We start from the raw sequence: 13,410 nt of genomic DNA, 5'->3' as shown, positions 1-13,410 counted from the left end.
AAATGAAACTTTCTGTCTTTTTTGAAAATTGGGTCCAGAAACCCTCGGAAAACCGTGCTTTACGGCTTCTCAATCGACGCGTGCGATAGCGTGTGGGTGACCGAATCAACCCTCGAATCGCCGAATCAGGCCCCGGAATCGCTCCGAAACCAGGTTCGGAAGGCTGTGATCTGGAGATCGGGCACCCAGATACTGGGGCAGCTGCTAACCTGGTCGTCGACCTTCCTTGTCATCCGCATTCTCGCGCCCGCCGACTACGGTCTGTTCGCGATGACGCAGGTGGTGCTCGTGCTGCTCAACATGCTCAACGGTTATGGGCTGGCGAGCGCGCTGATCCAGCGTAAGGATGCCGGGCACCATGCGCAGCGCCAGCTGTTCGGCATGCTGCTTCTCCTGAACGGCGGACTGGCAACGATGCAGTTCGCGGCAGCGCCGCTCGCCGCGGCCTATTATCGCCAGCCGATGGTGGCGGAACTGCTGCGGGTGCAGGCGCTGCTCTACCTCTGCACGCCCTTTATCGCGCTGCCCTATGCGCTGCTCGCGCGCTCCATGGATTTCGCCAAACAGGCGCAGGTCAATTTCGTCTCGGCGCTCGCCGGCGCGATCACCGCGCTGACCGGGGCCTATAACGGTTGGGGGGTCTGGACGCTGGTCGCAGCGCCCATCGTATTGTTCGCCGCCCGGGCGATCGGCATGACGGTAGCGGCGCGCGCGCTCGTCTGGCCGAGCTTCGATTTCCGCGGCGCGGGTGACATGGCGCGTTATGGCGGCATTATGGCGGCGGGGCAGGTCTTCTGGTTCCTGCAGAGCCAGGCGGATGTATTCATCGCCGGCCGCATGTTTGATCCGCACCTGCTCGGCATCTACACGACCAGCCTGTTCCTTACCCAGATCTTCGTCTCGAAGTTCGTGCCGCCGCTCAACGAAGTCGCCTTCTCTGCCTACGCGAAGATGCGTGACGACGCAGGCGCGGTCGCTGCAGCCTTTGTGCGCGGGGCGCAGCTTATTTTACTTGCTGCCATGCCCTTCTATATCGGGCTCGCCGCAACAGCCGAGCCGCTCGTCGCGGTGGTGCTAGGCCCGAAATGGGCGGAGGTCGCGCCTGTCGTCCATGGGCTGGCGCTGGTGATGCCGCTAATGACGCTGCAGGTGCTGTTCGCCCCCGCCAGCGATGCGCGCGGCCGGCCCGGAATCAGCGCACGCAACGGTGCTACCGGGGCGCTGTTCCTCCCGATCGCTTTCCTGATCGGCGTACATTGGGGAATCATGGGCCTCGTCGCGGCCTGGTACGTCGCCTATCCTCTATATCTCGCACTTTCGGCGCACCGCACGCTGCCAGCGATCGGCGTGACCTATGGGCGGCTGGGCCAGGCGATTGCGGCGCCGGTGTTTGCGGCGGTGGCTATGGGTCTGATTGTCACCCTCGTCGACCGGGAGCTGCCGCCGCTTGCGCCCCTGCCCCGGCTTGCGCTGCTCGTCGGCGTGGGTGGCGCGAGCTATACCGCGCTGCTGTTCGCCTTCGCCCGGGAGACGCTCGCCGGAGCGATCGCGCTGGTCCGCAACCGCGCCGGCTGAGCCGCTTCAGGCTGCCTGTATATACGCGCGCATCGCCTCGGCTTCGGACTCGATGCGGTCGATCCGGTACTTCACCAGATCGCCGATCGAGATGAAGCCGATCACCGCCTGCCCGTCGATCACCGGCAGATGACGGATGCGCCGCCGCGTCATCAGCGCCAGCGCGCCGAGCACCGTCTCTTCCGGGCCGACCGTGATCGCCGGCGCGGTCATCACCCGCGACACCGGCAGTTCAAGGCCGATCGCCCCTTCGCGCTCGATGCAGTGGATCACGTCGCGTTCGGAAAAGATCCCGACCACCTGCCCGTTGTCGAGGACCGGCACCGCCCCGATCCGGCGTGCCGCAAGCAGCGCCACCGCCTCCGCAACGGTGCTGGTAGAGGCGATGGAGACGACATCGTGCCCCTTGCCTTCGAGGATTCCCGCGATGGTCATCGCATTCTCTCCTTGGCTTTCATTTTTTAGGCGTTGTGTATCCCACGATTCGGCCCAACTTGCAAAACATGGAGCAGCCTGACGGACTCGACGATCCCGCTTATGCCGCCTTCGCCTGGCGACGCTTTCGCCGCATCCTTTGGGGCATGGCGGCGGTGGCCGTGCTTGCCGCGATCGTGGCCGAATATTGGCTGTGGGCGACGATGGGCGAGCTGCACATCGTCACCGCCATCGCCACCTTTCTGGGCGTGTTCTTCACCGTCATGATGGCGGCGGCACTGATGGGCCTGATGTTCCTGAGCTCCGGCAGCGGCCATGATGCGCAGGTGGAAGATCCGCTGAAGGACGAAGTCGACCTGGACTGAGCGATCAACGATCGCGCTTCAAGGTGAGGTCGAGCGCCGCCGTTCCATTGGCCGGCACGGTCACCCGCCAGGTGGGGACGCCCTTGCGCAGGGCCAGCCGGGTGCTGGACTTGGTGTCGCGAAACGGGATCGGCATTTCGAAGACGACCGGCACCGCCAGCGCGTTGGTCGCCGCGATCCGGAAGTTCCAGCGACGTTTTGATCCCGGCCTGGCGGTGACGGTGGCCCGTACCTCGCTGCTCTCGCCCGGCCGCAGTTCGAGCTCGTCGCCAACCGCGCGGTCAGCCAGCGGCGATTCGCCGAGCAGCACCCGCCGCCCGCCGCGCGTGTCGAACAGCGCGACCGACCCCGCGGGCAGCGGCAGGCCCAACCCCGCAGCGGTCCGATTCTCGGCGCGGAGTACGATCTCGGTCGGTTCGCTCTCGGACTCGCGCGCCGGATCATAGGCGAAGGGCGTGAACCGGCCGCGATAGATCCGCGCGAACTGCACGCGCTCGCGGTGCAGCAGGGCAATCTGCTTGGTCGCCCGCGCCGCGACGGTCACCGGCTCGGGCACCCGGTACAGCTTGAGATCGCCCAGTTCCTCCTGCTCGGCCATCATTGCCGGCGCGAAGGCAACCCGCGCGCCGGTGACGACGATCTCCATGGCCGGCGCGGGTGGTGGCGGCGGCGGCGGGGCGGGCTCTGCAACAGGCCCGGGCGGAAATCCCATGCCGTCGCTTGTCCTGCCCATCGGCCAGCATTGCAGCCGCAATTCGGTATCGGGTCCGCGCGGCAGCCGGGCTGCCCTTTCCCGATTGGGCTTTCCCGCCACGGCGCTGGCGCGGGCATCGGCAAAGCCCTGGCTGCCGCCGTTCACCACCGTCATCCAGCCGAACAGGTCGAGCACATCGCCCTCCCCCAGCTGTGCAACATAATTGGCCGACCAGTCTAACCCTTGGGCCAGATAGGAGAGCTGTACGGTGACCGTTTCGGCGCGGGCGCTCGCGGTAGAGACGGACAGGGTGGGCTTGGCAGCGAGATCGGCAGGGATGCCCGGATAGACCAGCGCCTCGGGCAGCCCGGAGCACCCCAGCGCCTCCACCCCCTGTTCGGTGCTGAGCAGCACGCCGCCCCTGGGGCCGGACTGGATCACCCCCTCGCTTTCGCTGACCTTGCCGGTTGCCGGATCGGTTCGCCGCACCGTGACGCGCCGTTTGAGATAGGCGTCGACGAGCGTGGCGGGGCCGAGCAGGCGGGCATCCCGATTCTTCTCCCCCACGCCATGCGGCAGGCCGGTGACGATCGCGGTTTCCGGCATCATCCCTTCGGACACGCCGACGAAGCGGATCACTGCGGGCCCGGCCGGCAGCCGCAGCGTGCGCGTCTCGGTGACCAGCGCATAGCCGGCGGGCCAGCCGCGACCAAGGGCGCCCTCGTTTCGGTTGGGATCGCGATAAAGCGTCACCGCGACCGAATCAGGCTTGTCCGAGACGACCAGAGTCTGCGCCGCCGCCGGCAGGCCGGCAAGCAGCGCAAGGATGGCGAAGACGATCCGCGCCAGCATGGGATCAGAAGCGCGTATCGAACACCACGGTCACCGATGCCTTGCCATTGGCGGGCACCGGTACCTTCCATTCCATGCGATCGGCGGAGACGCGCTCGCCGGCGAGGCTCTGCTCGACGATGCGAACGTCCCCCCACAGCCCGGTCTGGGCCAGATCCACCGTCACGCCATCGGCGCGTGCATTGGTGAAATCATAGCGCATCGTCGTCTTCCAGCGCCGCGTGCCTTCCTTCTTGCGCTCGACCACGACCGCCGCGCCCTTCACATCGAACGCCTCGCCGGTGCGGATCGACATGGCCGATCCCATCGGCGCCGCGTCCACGCGGCTTTCGCCGATGAACTGCGGCTCGCCCTTGCGATCGCGCAGATAGACGCGGATCGTGCCGCTCGGCAGCTGGTCGCCCAGGCCACCATTCTTCGAGGTCGAGAATTTGAGCACCGCCGACGCACTGCGCGGGTCGGCATTGGCGCCCAGCCAGCCATTGATCCATTCATAGGTCTTGCGCGCCGGCGCGGCTTTCACGTCAAGGAAGCTGACCTGCTTCTGCTGCGCGTTGGCGATCGTGGTGCGCTGGGGCAGCGGATAGAAGATATAGTCGCCCAGCCGTTCACGCGGGCCGGTTTCGGTACCGGGCGCGTCGATCGTCGCCTCATTGCCGAGCCGGCCGAAGGCACGGGCGCCGTTGGGCGCTCCCGCGACCAGCGTCACCGCGGCGTCGCGATAGGATGTTCCCGTTTCGTTGGTAAGGGTAATCCAGCCCTGCACGTCGATGGCGCCCTTCGCTTCGTCGAACAGCAACACATAGTCGCTGGTCCAGCCCAGGCCGGGGGTCAGGTAGCTGAGCGTCGCGGGCAACCGGCCGCCAGTGGCTGCCTGCAGCGTCACCGACAAAGTGGGCCGCGCGCGCAGATTCTCGGGCACCTTGTCGAAGATCACGCGGACCGGCAACTGGTCGTCGCGCAGCACTTCGATGCGCGATCCGATCTGGAGGACGACGCCGCCATTGGCGGCCAGCACCCGCGCCTGTTCGCGCGTTTCGGCGCCGGTGGCAGGATTCGTGCGCACCAGCGTGACGACCGAGCCAACGGCCTTTTCCATCAGCTTGGTGGGGGTAAGCAGGTCGAAATCGAAATTCTGCTCGACAATGCCGATGCCGGGGCCGGACAGCGTCACCGTCTCCGGCCGGATCTGCGCGGAGACGTCGGCGAACTCCTGGCGGGTGCGCCCGGCGGCAAGATCGAGCGTGCGCACGTCCTGCACCAGCGACTGGCCGTTCTGATAGATGGTGACGGCAAGGTCGCCCTGCGCGGTCTTGTCCGGCGTCGGGAGCTGCTGCGCCTGCGCCGCGCAAGGCCACATCGCCGCGAAAAGCCACACCGCACGCCGCATCGCAGATCCTCCCCCTAAACGGGTGGGATCCTAGCAGATTGTCATGGTCCGGCTAGTCGCTTCCCGCATATCAGTGCCCGCCGCTTGCCAATCGCAGTCCCGCGATGCAGCCGACCAGCCCGAGGATCAGCAGGATGCGCATCGGGCTGACCGGCTCGTCGAACCACAGCATGCCGACGATCACCGTGCCCAGCGCGCCGATCCCGCCCCACACCGCATAGGCGGTGCCCAGCGGCACGGTGCGCGAGGCCATCTCCAGCAGCGCCATCGACACCGCGATGAAGCCGAGAAAGGCCAGCGTCCAGGGGATATTCCGGAAGCCGTCGGTGAAGCGCATGCAGGTGGTGAAGCCCACTTCGCACAGTCCGCCGAGCAGCAGATAGATCCAGCCCATCAGCGCCCGGCAAGCTTGGCGAGGGCATCGCCGGTCACCCGCTGCACCGTCCATTCGTCCATACCTGTGGCCCCCATCGCGCGGTAGAAATCGATCGCCGGCTGGTTCCAGTCGAGCACCGACCATTCGAACCTGGCATAGCCGCGCGTGACGGCGATATCGGCCAAATGGCGCAGAACCGCCTTGCCGACCCCCGCCCCGCGCGCGGCAGGGGTGACGTACAGGTCTTCCAGATACATGCCGGGCAGCCCGGTCCAGGTGGAGAAGTTCTGGAAGAACAGCGCGAAGCCGAGCGGGATCCCTTCCGCGCTCTGCGCGATCACCGCTTCGGCGGCGGGGCGCGGGCCGAACAATGCGGCCTCGAGCATCGGCTCGGTCGCGCGAACGGCGTCGGGCTCGCGCTCGAATTCGGCAAGTTCGCGGACAAAGGCGAGGATCTGGGGGACGTCGGCGGGGGTAGCGAAGCGGATCTGAGTCATGCACCGGCCTCGGTCTGGGGCGCGGGGGCCACGGGGCCGCGGATGGCGGCGAGGCACCCGAGGATGATGAGCAGCGCGCCCGCGACCGTCCAGGCCGAGACGCGCTCGTCGAACACGACATAGCCGAGCAGTGCCGCCCAGACGAACGCGGTATACTCCACCGGCGCCAGCACCTGCGCCTCGGCATGGCCATAGGCCCAGGCGAGCAGCACGGCGGAGATCGAGCCGACCAGCGCGGCGCCGAGGACCCAGGGCCACAGCGCGACCTGCGGCATGGCCGAGAACCAGGGGGCCCCCGGCAGCATCACCAGGGCAAGGACGAGGCTGGTGAACAGCGCGACTTCGATCGGGTCGGCGATCTGCGCCTGTTGCCGCAGCAGGATGAGGCTGCCGGCATAGAGAATCGAGGCGGCGAACACCGCGATCGAGCCCAGCACCACCTCGGTCGAGGCATGCGCCTGCGCCTGGCCGGCGGCGATGGTCAGCACGCCGAGGCTGGCGATGACGGAGCCGCCGATCGCCGCGCGGCGGATGCGTTCGCCGAGAAACGCGGCGGCAAGGAACATCGCGATCAGCGGCGCCAGGAAGGTCAGCGCGATTCCTTGCGCCATCGTCACGCGGGCAAGCCCCCAGAAGAACAGCACCACCGAACTGCCGGCGAGCACGCCGCGGGCGAAATGCAGCTTGAGGGCGTTGGGGCTCGGCCAGGGCGTCCGGCGCAGCAGGAAGATCGGCCCGAGCAGCACGATCGCGCCGACCGAGCGCCACAGCACCGCGCTATAGGCGCCATGCGCGATCGACATCCCCTTCATCACCGCGTCCATCACCGAATAATTGGCGATTCCGAGTGCGGCGACGAGGAAGGCAAGGTGGGGCGAACGGGACATGGCGGGTCGGGTAGCGGGCGGGCCCGCGGATTGCGAGCCCCTTCCAGCCCTTCCGCTTCAGGCCTCGCCGTGCGCGTACGCCTGCGTTCCCCGCGTGATCACCCCATCCTCGGGCAGGATTGCCGCGATCGGGATATCCGGCTGGGCCAGGATCTCGGCATAGAGCGGGGCGAAATCGGTCTCCACTGTCTCGCGGAGGAGCGCCTCGAAGCTGGGAATCACGAAGTAATTTTGCTGGAAATCGTCGATCCGATATTCCGTCCGCATCACCCGCTGCATGTCGAAGCGGATGCGGTTGGGGCTGTCGCTCTCCAGCGCGAACACGCTCTCGGCCGAGCTCGACACGATGCCCGAGCCATAGATGCGCAGGCCCTCCGCCTCCTCGACCAGTCCGAACTCCACCGTGTACCAGTAGAGCCGCCCAAGCTGCTTGAGCGCCCCCAGCTCCAGCGCGCGCATGCCACCGCGACCATAGGCCTCCAGATAAGCGGCGAACACCGGGTCCGCGAGCATCGGCACATGGCCGAACACGTCGTGGAACACGTCCGGCTCCTGGATATAGTCGAGCTGGTCGGGCCGGCGGATGAAGTTGCCCGCGACGAAGCGGCGGTTGGCCATATGGTCGAAGAACACGTCGTCGGGCACCAGCCCCGGCACCGCCACGACCTGCCAGCCGGTGAGCCGCATCAGCCGCTCGGACAGTTCCTCGAAATTGGGGATGCCCGAGTCGGAGAGCCGCAGCGCCTCCAGCCCCTTGAGATAGGCCGAGGAGGCGCGCCCCGGCAGTAATTTCGCCTGGCGCGCGAACAGCTTGTCCCAGGTGGCGTGTTCCTCCGCGGTATAGGCGGCCCAGTCCTGCGGGATCGTCCAGTCCGCCGCCGCACCCTCGGGCGGCCTCTCCAGCACATGCGTTTCCTTCTTCATGGACGGGGTATAGCAGCCCGCCCGAAGGAGCGAAACGTCAGCCCAGCGCTTCGTCGAGCAGCTTGGCCAGCCGCAGCCCGCCGCGCACCACCTGTTCGCGCGCGACCGGCACCAGCTTGGCGATGGTCGCCTCGTCGAGATGCGCGGGATGGTCGCCGGGCGTGCACACCGCCGCGCCCGCCGCGCTGGGATAGACCAGGTCACGCGCGACCTGCCAGCTTTCGCGGCTCCAGTCCTCGACATTGCCGCTCCACACCGCGTTCCGCTCGGCCGCCGAATAGGCGCGCACCGGCGAGGGCGGCTGCGAGATCGCGCGCTCGGCCAGATAGCCGTCCCACACCGAATGGAGGTTGAGCTTGGCGCTGCGATACGCGCCGTAATTGGTCTTCACCTGGTTGCCGCCAAGGTCGCTGTGGTCGCCTGCATGGAGCGGCTGGTGGAGATCGCCGACGAAGTGGACGAGGAACACCAGCGCCATCACCCGCTCGCGCACCGGCACCTTGGGATCCTTGAGCAGCTTCACGTCGCGCTCGATCTGCGCGGACACGCAATTGCCGTCGCGGCAGGGCGGCTTGAGGTCGAACGGCTTGCAGATGTCGATATTCTGATAGTGCCACGAATAGGCATAGCTGAAGCGCGGCCCCAGCGTCTTGACGCAATCCGCCCACACCGCCGCCTGCTCGATGGTGTTCGCCGGGCAGGTCGGCGTCTCGAGCAGCGCCTGCCGCCTGAGCAGCGCATCGATCTTCGCGCGCACCTGCGGCGTCACGTTGCGATAGGCGATCGCGCCCACCGTTTCGTGGCCATATTCCCAATAGGCGGAAGCGGGCGCAGCGGCGCCGAAACCGAGCAGCGCGGCGAGGATACACAGGATACGACTCATGGAAGCGGCCCTAGGCCGGGCAGCGTCCGGCTTCAACGGCGCAGAGGAACTTGGACCTTCCCCTTGCCCACATTGCGGCCCGGCCGAAACCGGCCTAATAGCCGCGCCCAAATGGCACGTATCCAGACCCCCCAGCGCATCCGGGGCACCCAGGACATTTTCGGTGAAGACCAGCGGCGTTTCGCCGCGGTGCTCGAGAAGTTCGACCAGGTGCGCAAGCTCTACTGCTTCCAGCGGCTCGAGATCCCGATCTTCGAGGCGACCGGCGTGTTCGCCCGCTCGATGGGCGAGACCTCGGACGTCGTCTCCAAGGAGATGTACACCTTCGAGGATCGCGGCGGCGATTCGATCACGCTGCGCCCGGAGTTCACCGCCGGCATCGCCCGCGCCTATATCAGCGAGGGCTGGCAGCAGTTCGCGCCGCTGAAGGTCGCGACCTCGGGCCCGGTGTTCCGCTACGAGCGCCCGCAAAAGGGCCGCTACCGCCAGTTCCACCAGATCGACGCCGAGATCCTCGGCGCGCCCGAACCCGCCGCCGATGTCGAGCTGCTGGTGCTGGCCGACCAGCTGCTCAAGGAGCTCGGCATCGCGGAGGGCGTGACGCTGCAGCTCAACACGCTGGGCGATGCCGCGACGCGCGACGCCTGGCGCACCGCCCTGGTCGCGCATTTCGAGGCGCACAAGGGCGAATTGTCCGAGGACAGCCTTGCGCGGCTTGAGAAGAACCCGCTGCGCATCCTCGATTCGAAGGATCCGCGCGACCGCCCGATCGCCGACAGCGCGCCGGACATCGACGCCTATCTGACCGACGAGGCCGCCGCCTTCTTCAAGGCGGTGACCGACGGGCTGGATGCGGCCGGCGTTGCCTGGACGCGCAATGCGCGGCTGGTGCGCGGGCTCGATTACTATCGCCACACCGCGTTCGAGTTCGTCACCGATCGGCTGGGCGCACAGGGCACGGTGCTGGCCGGCGGCCGCTATGACGGGCTGATCGGCTCGCTCGGCGGCCCCGAGACGGCGGGCGTGGGCTGGGCGGCGGGCGTCGAGCGGCTGGCGATGCTGATTGACGAGCCCAAGGCAGCGGCGATCCAGGTCTATGTCGTGGTCGAGGACGATCGTGTGCAGGCGGACGGCGTGCGCGCCGTATCCGCACTGCGTCGCGTCGGGCTGGCGGCCGAGCTCCTCGCCACCGGCTCGCCGCGCAAGCGCTTCGACAAGGCGGTGAAGAGCAACCCCGATGCGCTGCTCTCGCTGGGCGTCGCCGACGGCGCGACCTCGAAGCGGCTCAAGGTCAATGTCGGCGATGCCGCTGCGATCGAAGCGGTGCTGTCCGGCATCCCCTGGGGTGGCCCGACCGAATGACCCGCATCCCGCCGGATCGCATCGCCGCCATCGAGGCGCGGCGCGACGAGTTGCAAGCGCTGATGGCGTCGGGTGAGCTCGGCGGCGATCGCTTCGTCCAGGTCTCGAAGGAATATGCCGAGATCGAGCCGGTCGCGGTCGCGGCGGGCAAGGTCCGGCAGTTGCGCGCCGAGGGGCAGTCGCTCCAGCAGATGACGCAGGACGCCGATGACGAGTTGCGCGCGATGGCGGTGGAGGAACTCCGCACCAACGAAGCCACGCTCGCCGACGCCGAGCGCAAGCTTGCGCTCGCGCTGCTCCCGAGGGATTCGGCCGACGAGCGCCCGGCGCTGCTCGAAATCCGTGCCGGCGTAGGCGGCGACGAAGCCGCGCTGTTCGCGGGCGACCTGCTGCGCATGTATCAGCGCTATGCCGATCGTGTCGGCTGGCGCACCGAGCTGATCGGGGCCAGCACCTCGGAGGCCGGCGGCTACAAGGAAGTGGTGATCGGCATTACCGGCACCGGCGTGTTCGCCAAGCTCAAGTTCGAAAGCGGCGTGCACCGCGTCCAGCGCGTGCCCGCCACCGAGGCGGGCGGGCGCATCCACACCTCCGCCGCCACCGTCGCGGTGCTGCCCGAGGCGGAAGAGGCCGATGTGCAGATCGACGACAAGGATCTGCGCATCGACATCTATCGCGCCTCCGGCCCCGGCGGGCAGGGGGTCAACACGACCGACAGCGCGGTGCGGATCACCCATTTGCCCACCGGCATCGTCGTGATCCAGCAGGACGAACGTTCGCAGCACAAGAACAAGGCCAAGGCGATGAAGGTGCTTCGCACCCGTTTGTACGAGGCCGAGCGCGAGCGACTTGCGGCCGAGCGCGTGGGTGCGCGGCGCTCGATGGTGGGCTCAGGCGACCGGTCCGAGCGGATCCGGACCTACAATTTCCCGCAAGGGCGGGTGACCGATCACCGCATCAACCTGACGCTGCATCGCCTGCCCGAGATTCTGGAGGGCGAGCTCGACGAACTGGTCGGCGCGCTGGTCGCGCAAGACGAGGCCGATCGGCTTGCGCAGCTGGATGGCTGAAACTCCTCCCCGGTACGGGGAGGAATTTGGGGGCAACCTGCCGTGAGCATCCGCGCCGCCCTTGCGGAGGCCGCCCGCCAGCTCGAAGCGGTCTCCGACACCCCGCGTCTCGACGCGGAGCTGCTAATGGCGCACGCCCTGGGCACCACCCGCGACCGGCTGTTGCTCGGCCGGCTGGACGATCCCGCACCCGAGACCTTCGCCGCGTTTGTCGCGCGCCGCCTGAGCCACGAGCCGATCGCCTATATCACCGGCACCCGCGCCTTCTGGACGATCGACCTCACGGTCGGCCCCGGCGTGCTGATCCCGCGCCCGGACAGCGAGACGCTGATCGAAACCGCGCTCGCCTGGTTCGGCGACCGTGCGCCGTCGCGCATCCTGGATCTCGGCACCGGCCCCGGCACGCTGCTGCTCGCCGCGCTGGCCGAGTGGCCACAGGCGCAGGGGCTCGGCATCGATGCCTCGACAACCGCGCTCGATTATGCCCGCCGCAACGCGGAAGCGCTCGGCATGGCAGATCGCACCGAATTCCGACTGGGCGACTGGACCGCGGGTATCGAAGGCAGGTTCGACCTGATCCTCGCCAACCCGCCCTATATCGGGACGGACGAACCCCTTCCCCCGCAGGTGCTCGACCACGAACCGGCCGAAGCCCTGTTCGCTGGCGCCGACGGGCTGGACGACTATCGCCGCATCGTCCCCGCGCTTCCCGCCCTGCTCGCCCCCCGCGGCGTGGCATTGCTCGAAATCGGATGGACGCAAGGCGATGCGGTTTCTTTGCTCGGTCAGGAACAGGGCCTGTCTTCAAGCGTCTATAAGGACATGGGTGGACGCCCGCGCGTGGTCCGGCTGAATTGAAACTACGCGCAAACGTCACATATTTCTGCTTGGAGATTGGTACGCCAGCGGCTAGAAGAAGGCCGGGGCGAGGCACCTTCAACCAAGTTGTTGAGATAAAGGGCTGAGGCCCGACTCCATGGTCATGTGTGCCGCTGCAGTCCGGCGGCCGTGGCAAGCGGAAGGTTCTGGGCACGCCCGGCACCCCCCGCGAATGTAACCCTGCATCCGGAACCTCGATGGATCGACGGACGGCTTTGTAAAGACAGGACAACGAGACCTTGATGAACAATCGTCAGGCCGGCCGCCGTCGCGGTCGGGGCGGCCAGCAACAGCGCCAGGGCGGAAGCTCGAATAATCAGGGCAATGGTAGTCGGATCGATAACCGTGCCCGTGGTAATGCCGCCCAGTTGCTTGAGAAATACAAGAACCTGGCGCGCGATGCACAAATGCAGGGCGATCGCGTCAACGCCGAATATTATCTGCAGTTCGCGGATCATTATTTCCGCGTATTGAACGAGAATCGCTCGCGCTTCGAAGAACAGAACCAGCAGCGCCGCCAGCGCGAGGAATTCGACGGCGACGAGGAAGAGTTCGAGATGGAAGGCGAAGCCGGCCGCGAGGACGAGGGCGACGCGCCCCGCCAGCAGCAGCAGCCCCGTCGCGAGCGCGAGCCCCGCTATGAGCGTGAAGCCCGTGAGCCGCGTGGTGACCGCGAGCCGCGCGAGGCCCGCGAGCCGCGCGAAGCCCGTGGGGAGCGCGAACCGCGCGAGGCCCGTGAGCCCCGTGAAGCCCGTGAGCAGCGCAGCTATCGCGAAGACCGTCGCGAGCGCACCAACGGCGCGTCGAACGGCCACGCCAACGGCCATGCGGTCGAGGCCGCGCCGGTAGAAGCGCCCGTCGCCGTCCAGGCGCCGGTTGCCGAAGAGGCGCCCGAGGCAGCAGCGCCGCGTCGTCGCGGTCGTCCGCGTCGCGAAGCGCCGGTCGAGGCCGAAGCAACGCATGGCATCGATGCCGCCGTCCTCCCGCCCGCGATCGGCAGCGATGCTGCGCCGGCAGTGGAAGAGGAAGCACCGAAGAAGCCGCGCCGTCGTCGCACGACCAAGAGCGACGAGGCCGAGGCCCCCGCCGCCTGAGGCGACCGGAACCCGATACCGAAAACAGGCCCGCTTCCGGCAAGGAGGCGGGCCTTTTTCGCGGCCGTCCGGATCGACGCGACGGCTCGACCCGCACCGTTGCCGCGCATGCGACGGAACCCCTTGA

Annotated in this window: 14 protein-coding genes; 6 read left to right on the top strand and 8 right to left on the bottom strand. The window is 67.7% G+C overall.

Going from position 1 to position 13,410, the window contains the following annotated elements; all coding sequences use genetic code 11:
* Positions 1-96: 96 nt before the first annotated feature.
* Complete coding sequence (locus A7X12_RS08005) at positions 97-1,575, top strand: lipopolysaccharide biosynthesis protein (protein WP_064311148.1); 1,479 nt, start codon at positions 97-99, stop codon at positions 1,573-1,575.
* Positions 1,576-1,581: 6 nt separating this feature from the next.
* Here A7X12_RS08005 and A7X12_RS08000 read toward each other — a convergent pair whose 3' ends face one another.
* The gene (locus A7X12_RS08000; protein WP_064311137.1) at positions 1,582-2,010 is read right to left on the bottom strand and encodes a CBS domain-containing protein; all 429 of its coding nucleotides are present in this window, start codon (positions 2,008-2,010) and stop codon (positions 1,582-1,584) included.
* A gap of 68 nt (positions 2,011-2,078) precedes the next feature.
* Between A7X12_RS08000 and A7X12_RS07995 the strand changes: the two genes are divergently transcribed.
* Positions 2,079-2,375 carry a hypothetical protein gene (locus A7X12_RS07995; RefSeq protein WP_064311136.1) on the top strand — a complete coding sequence of 99 codons (297 nt, stop codon included), beginning with the start codon at positions 2,079-2,081 and terminating at the stop codon, positions 2,373-2,375.
* A 4-nt stretch (positions 2,376-2,379) separates the two neighbouring features.
* On the opposite strand, the gene A7X12_RS07990 is transcribed toward A7X12_RS07995, so the two are convergent.
* From A7X12_RS07990 to A7X12_RS07960, 7 genes are all read right to left on the bottom strand, one after another.
* Positions 2,380-3,921: a DUF4139 domain-containing protein gene (locus A7X12_RS07990; protein WP_064311135.1), complete on the bottom strand. Its 1,542-nt coding sequence runs from the start codon at positions 3,919-3,921 to the stop codon at positions 2,380-2,382.
* 4 nt (positions 3,922-3,925) lie between these two features.
* Complete coding sequence (locus A7X12_RS07985; RefSeq protein WP_064311134.1) at positions 3,926-5,311, bottom strand: DUF4139 domain-containing protein; 1,386 nt, start codon at positions 5,309-5,311, stop codon at positions 3,926-3,928.
* Between the two features lie 70 nt (positions 5,312-5,381).
* Complete coding sequence (locus A7X12_RS07980) at positions 5,382-5,705, bottom strand: DMT family transporter (protein ID WP_064311133.1); 324 nt, start codon at positions 5,703-5,705, stop codon at positions 5,382-5,384.
* Positions 5,705-6,184 (bottom strand): GNAT family N-acetyltransferase, encoded by a 480-nt coding sequence (locus A7X12_RS07975; protein ID WP_064311132.1) that lies wholly within the window; start codon positions 6,182-6,184, stop codon positions 5,705-5,707. Before A7X12_RS07975 ends, A7X12_RS07980 begins: the two co-directional genes overlap by 1 nt.
* Positions 6,181-7,071, bottom strand: coding sequence for a DMT family transporter (locus A7X12_RS07970; protein ID WP_064311131.1), 891 nt, complete (start codon positions 7,069-7,071; stop codon positions 6,181-6,183). Before A7X12_RS07970 ends, A7X12_RS07975 begins: the two co-directional genes overlap by 4 nt.
* A gap of 57 nt (positions 7,072-7,128) precedes the next feature.
* On the bottom strand, positions 7,129-7,995 hold the full coding sequence (gene phhA, locus A7X12_RS07965) for a phenylalanine 4-monooxygenase (RefSeq protein ID WP_064311130.1): 867 nt from the start codon (positions 7,993-7,995) through the stop codon (positions 7,129-7,131).
* 37 nt (positions 7,996-8,032) lie between these two features.
* Complete coding sequence (locus A7X12_RS07960) at positions 8,033-8,878, bottom strand: S1/P1 nuclease (protein WP_064311129.1); 846 nt, start codon at positions 8,876-8,878, stop codon at positions 8,033-8,035.
* 111 nt (positions 8,879-8,989) lie between these two features.
* On the opposite strand from A7X12_RS07960, the gene hisS reads away from it, so the two are divergent.
* From hisS to A7X12_RS07940, 4 genes are all read left to right on the top strand, one after another.
* Complete coding sequence (hisS, locus tag A7X12_RS07955) at positions 8,990-10,240, top strand: histidine--tRNA ligase (protein ID WP_064311128.1); 1,251 nt, start codon at positions 8,990-8,992, stop codon at positions 10,238-10,240.
* Entirely contained in the window at positions 10,237-11,310 is a 1,074-nt protein-coding gene (gene prfA, locus A7X12_RS07950) for a peptide chain release factor 1 (protein WP_064311127.1), read from the top strand. Before hisS ends, prfA begins: the two co-directional genes overlap by 4 nt.
* A 42-nt stretch (positions 11,311-11,352) precedes the next feature.
* Positions 11,353-12,168 (top strand): peptide chain release factor N(5)-glutamine methyltransferase, encoded by an 816-nt coding sequence (prmC, locus tag A7X12_RS07945; protein WP_064311126.1) that lies wholly within the window; start codon positions 11,353-11,355, stop codon positions 12,166-12,168.
* A gap of 263 nt (positions 12,169-12,431) precedes the next feature.
* Positions 12,432-13,283: a DUF4167 domain-containing protein gene (locus tag A7X12_RS07940; RefSeq protein WP_198161969.1), complete on the top strand. Its 852-nt coding sequence runs from the start codon at positions 12,432-12,434 to the stop codon at positions 13,281-13,283.
* Positions 13,284-13,410 lie beyond the last annotated feature (127 nt).

The organism is Sphingomonas sp. TDK1 (genome assembly GCF_001650735.1).
Lineage (GTDB): Bacteria > Pseudomonadota > Alphaproteobacteria > Sphingomonadales > Sphingomonadaceae > Sphingomonas.
Note: the sequence above shows the minus strand (reverse complement) of the source record. Positions and strands in the feature narration are given on the sequence as shown.

Excerpts from the sequence above, each read along its gene's own strand:
- A7X12_RS08000 (WP_064311137.1), bottom strand. The coding sequence starts at position 2,010 with ATGACCATCGCGGGAATCCTCGAAGGCAAGGGGCACGATGTCGTCTCC.
- A7X12_RS07995 (WP_064311136.1), top strand. The coding sequence starts at position 2,079 with ATGGAGCAGCCTGACGGACTCGACGATCCCGCTTATGCCGCCTTCGCC.
- A7X12_RS07990 (WP_064311135.1), bottom strand. The coding sequence starts at position 3,921 with ATGCTGGCGCGGATCGTCTTCGCCATCCTTGCGCTGCTTGCCGGCCTG.
- A7X12_RS07985 (WP_064311134.1), bottom strand. The coding sequence starts at position 5,311 with ATGCGGCGTGCGGTGTGGCTTTTCGCGGCGATGTGGCCTTGCGCGGCG.
- A7X12_RS07980 (WP_064311133.1), bottom strand. The coding sequence starts at position 5,705 with ATGGGCTGGATCTATCTGCTGCTCGGCGGACTGTGCGAAGTGGGCTTC.
- A7X12_RS07975 (WP_064311132.1), bottom strand. The coding sequence starts at position 6,184 with ATGACTCAGATCCGCTTCGCTACCCCCGCCGACGTCCCCCAGATCCTC.
- A7X12_RS07970 (WP_064311131.1), bottom strand. The coding sequence starts at position 7,071 with ATGTCCCGTTCGCCCCACCTTGCCTTCCTCGTCGCCGCACTCGGAATC.
- phhA (WP_064311130.1), bottom strand. The coding sequence starts at position 7,995 with ATGAAGAAGGAAACGCATGTGCTGGAGAGGCCGCCCGAGGGTGCGGCG.
- A7X12_RS07960 (WP_064311129.1), bottom strand. The coding sequence starts at position 8,878 with ATGAGTCGTATCCTGTGTATCCTCGCCGCGCTGCTCGGTTTCGGCGCC.
- hisS (WP_064311128.1), top strand. The coding sequence starts at position 8,990 with ATGGCACGTATCCAGACCCCCCAGCGCATCCGGGGCACCCAGGACATT.
- prfA (WP_064311127.1), top strand. The coding sequence starts at position 10,237 with ATGACCCGCATCCCGCCGGATCGCATCGCCGCCATCGAGGCGCGGCGC.
- A7X12_RS07940 (WP_198161969.1), top strand. The coding sequence starts at position 12,432 with ATGAACAATCGTCAGGCCGGCCGCCGTCGCGGTCGGGGCGGCCAGCAA.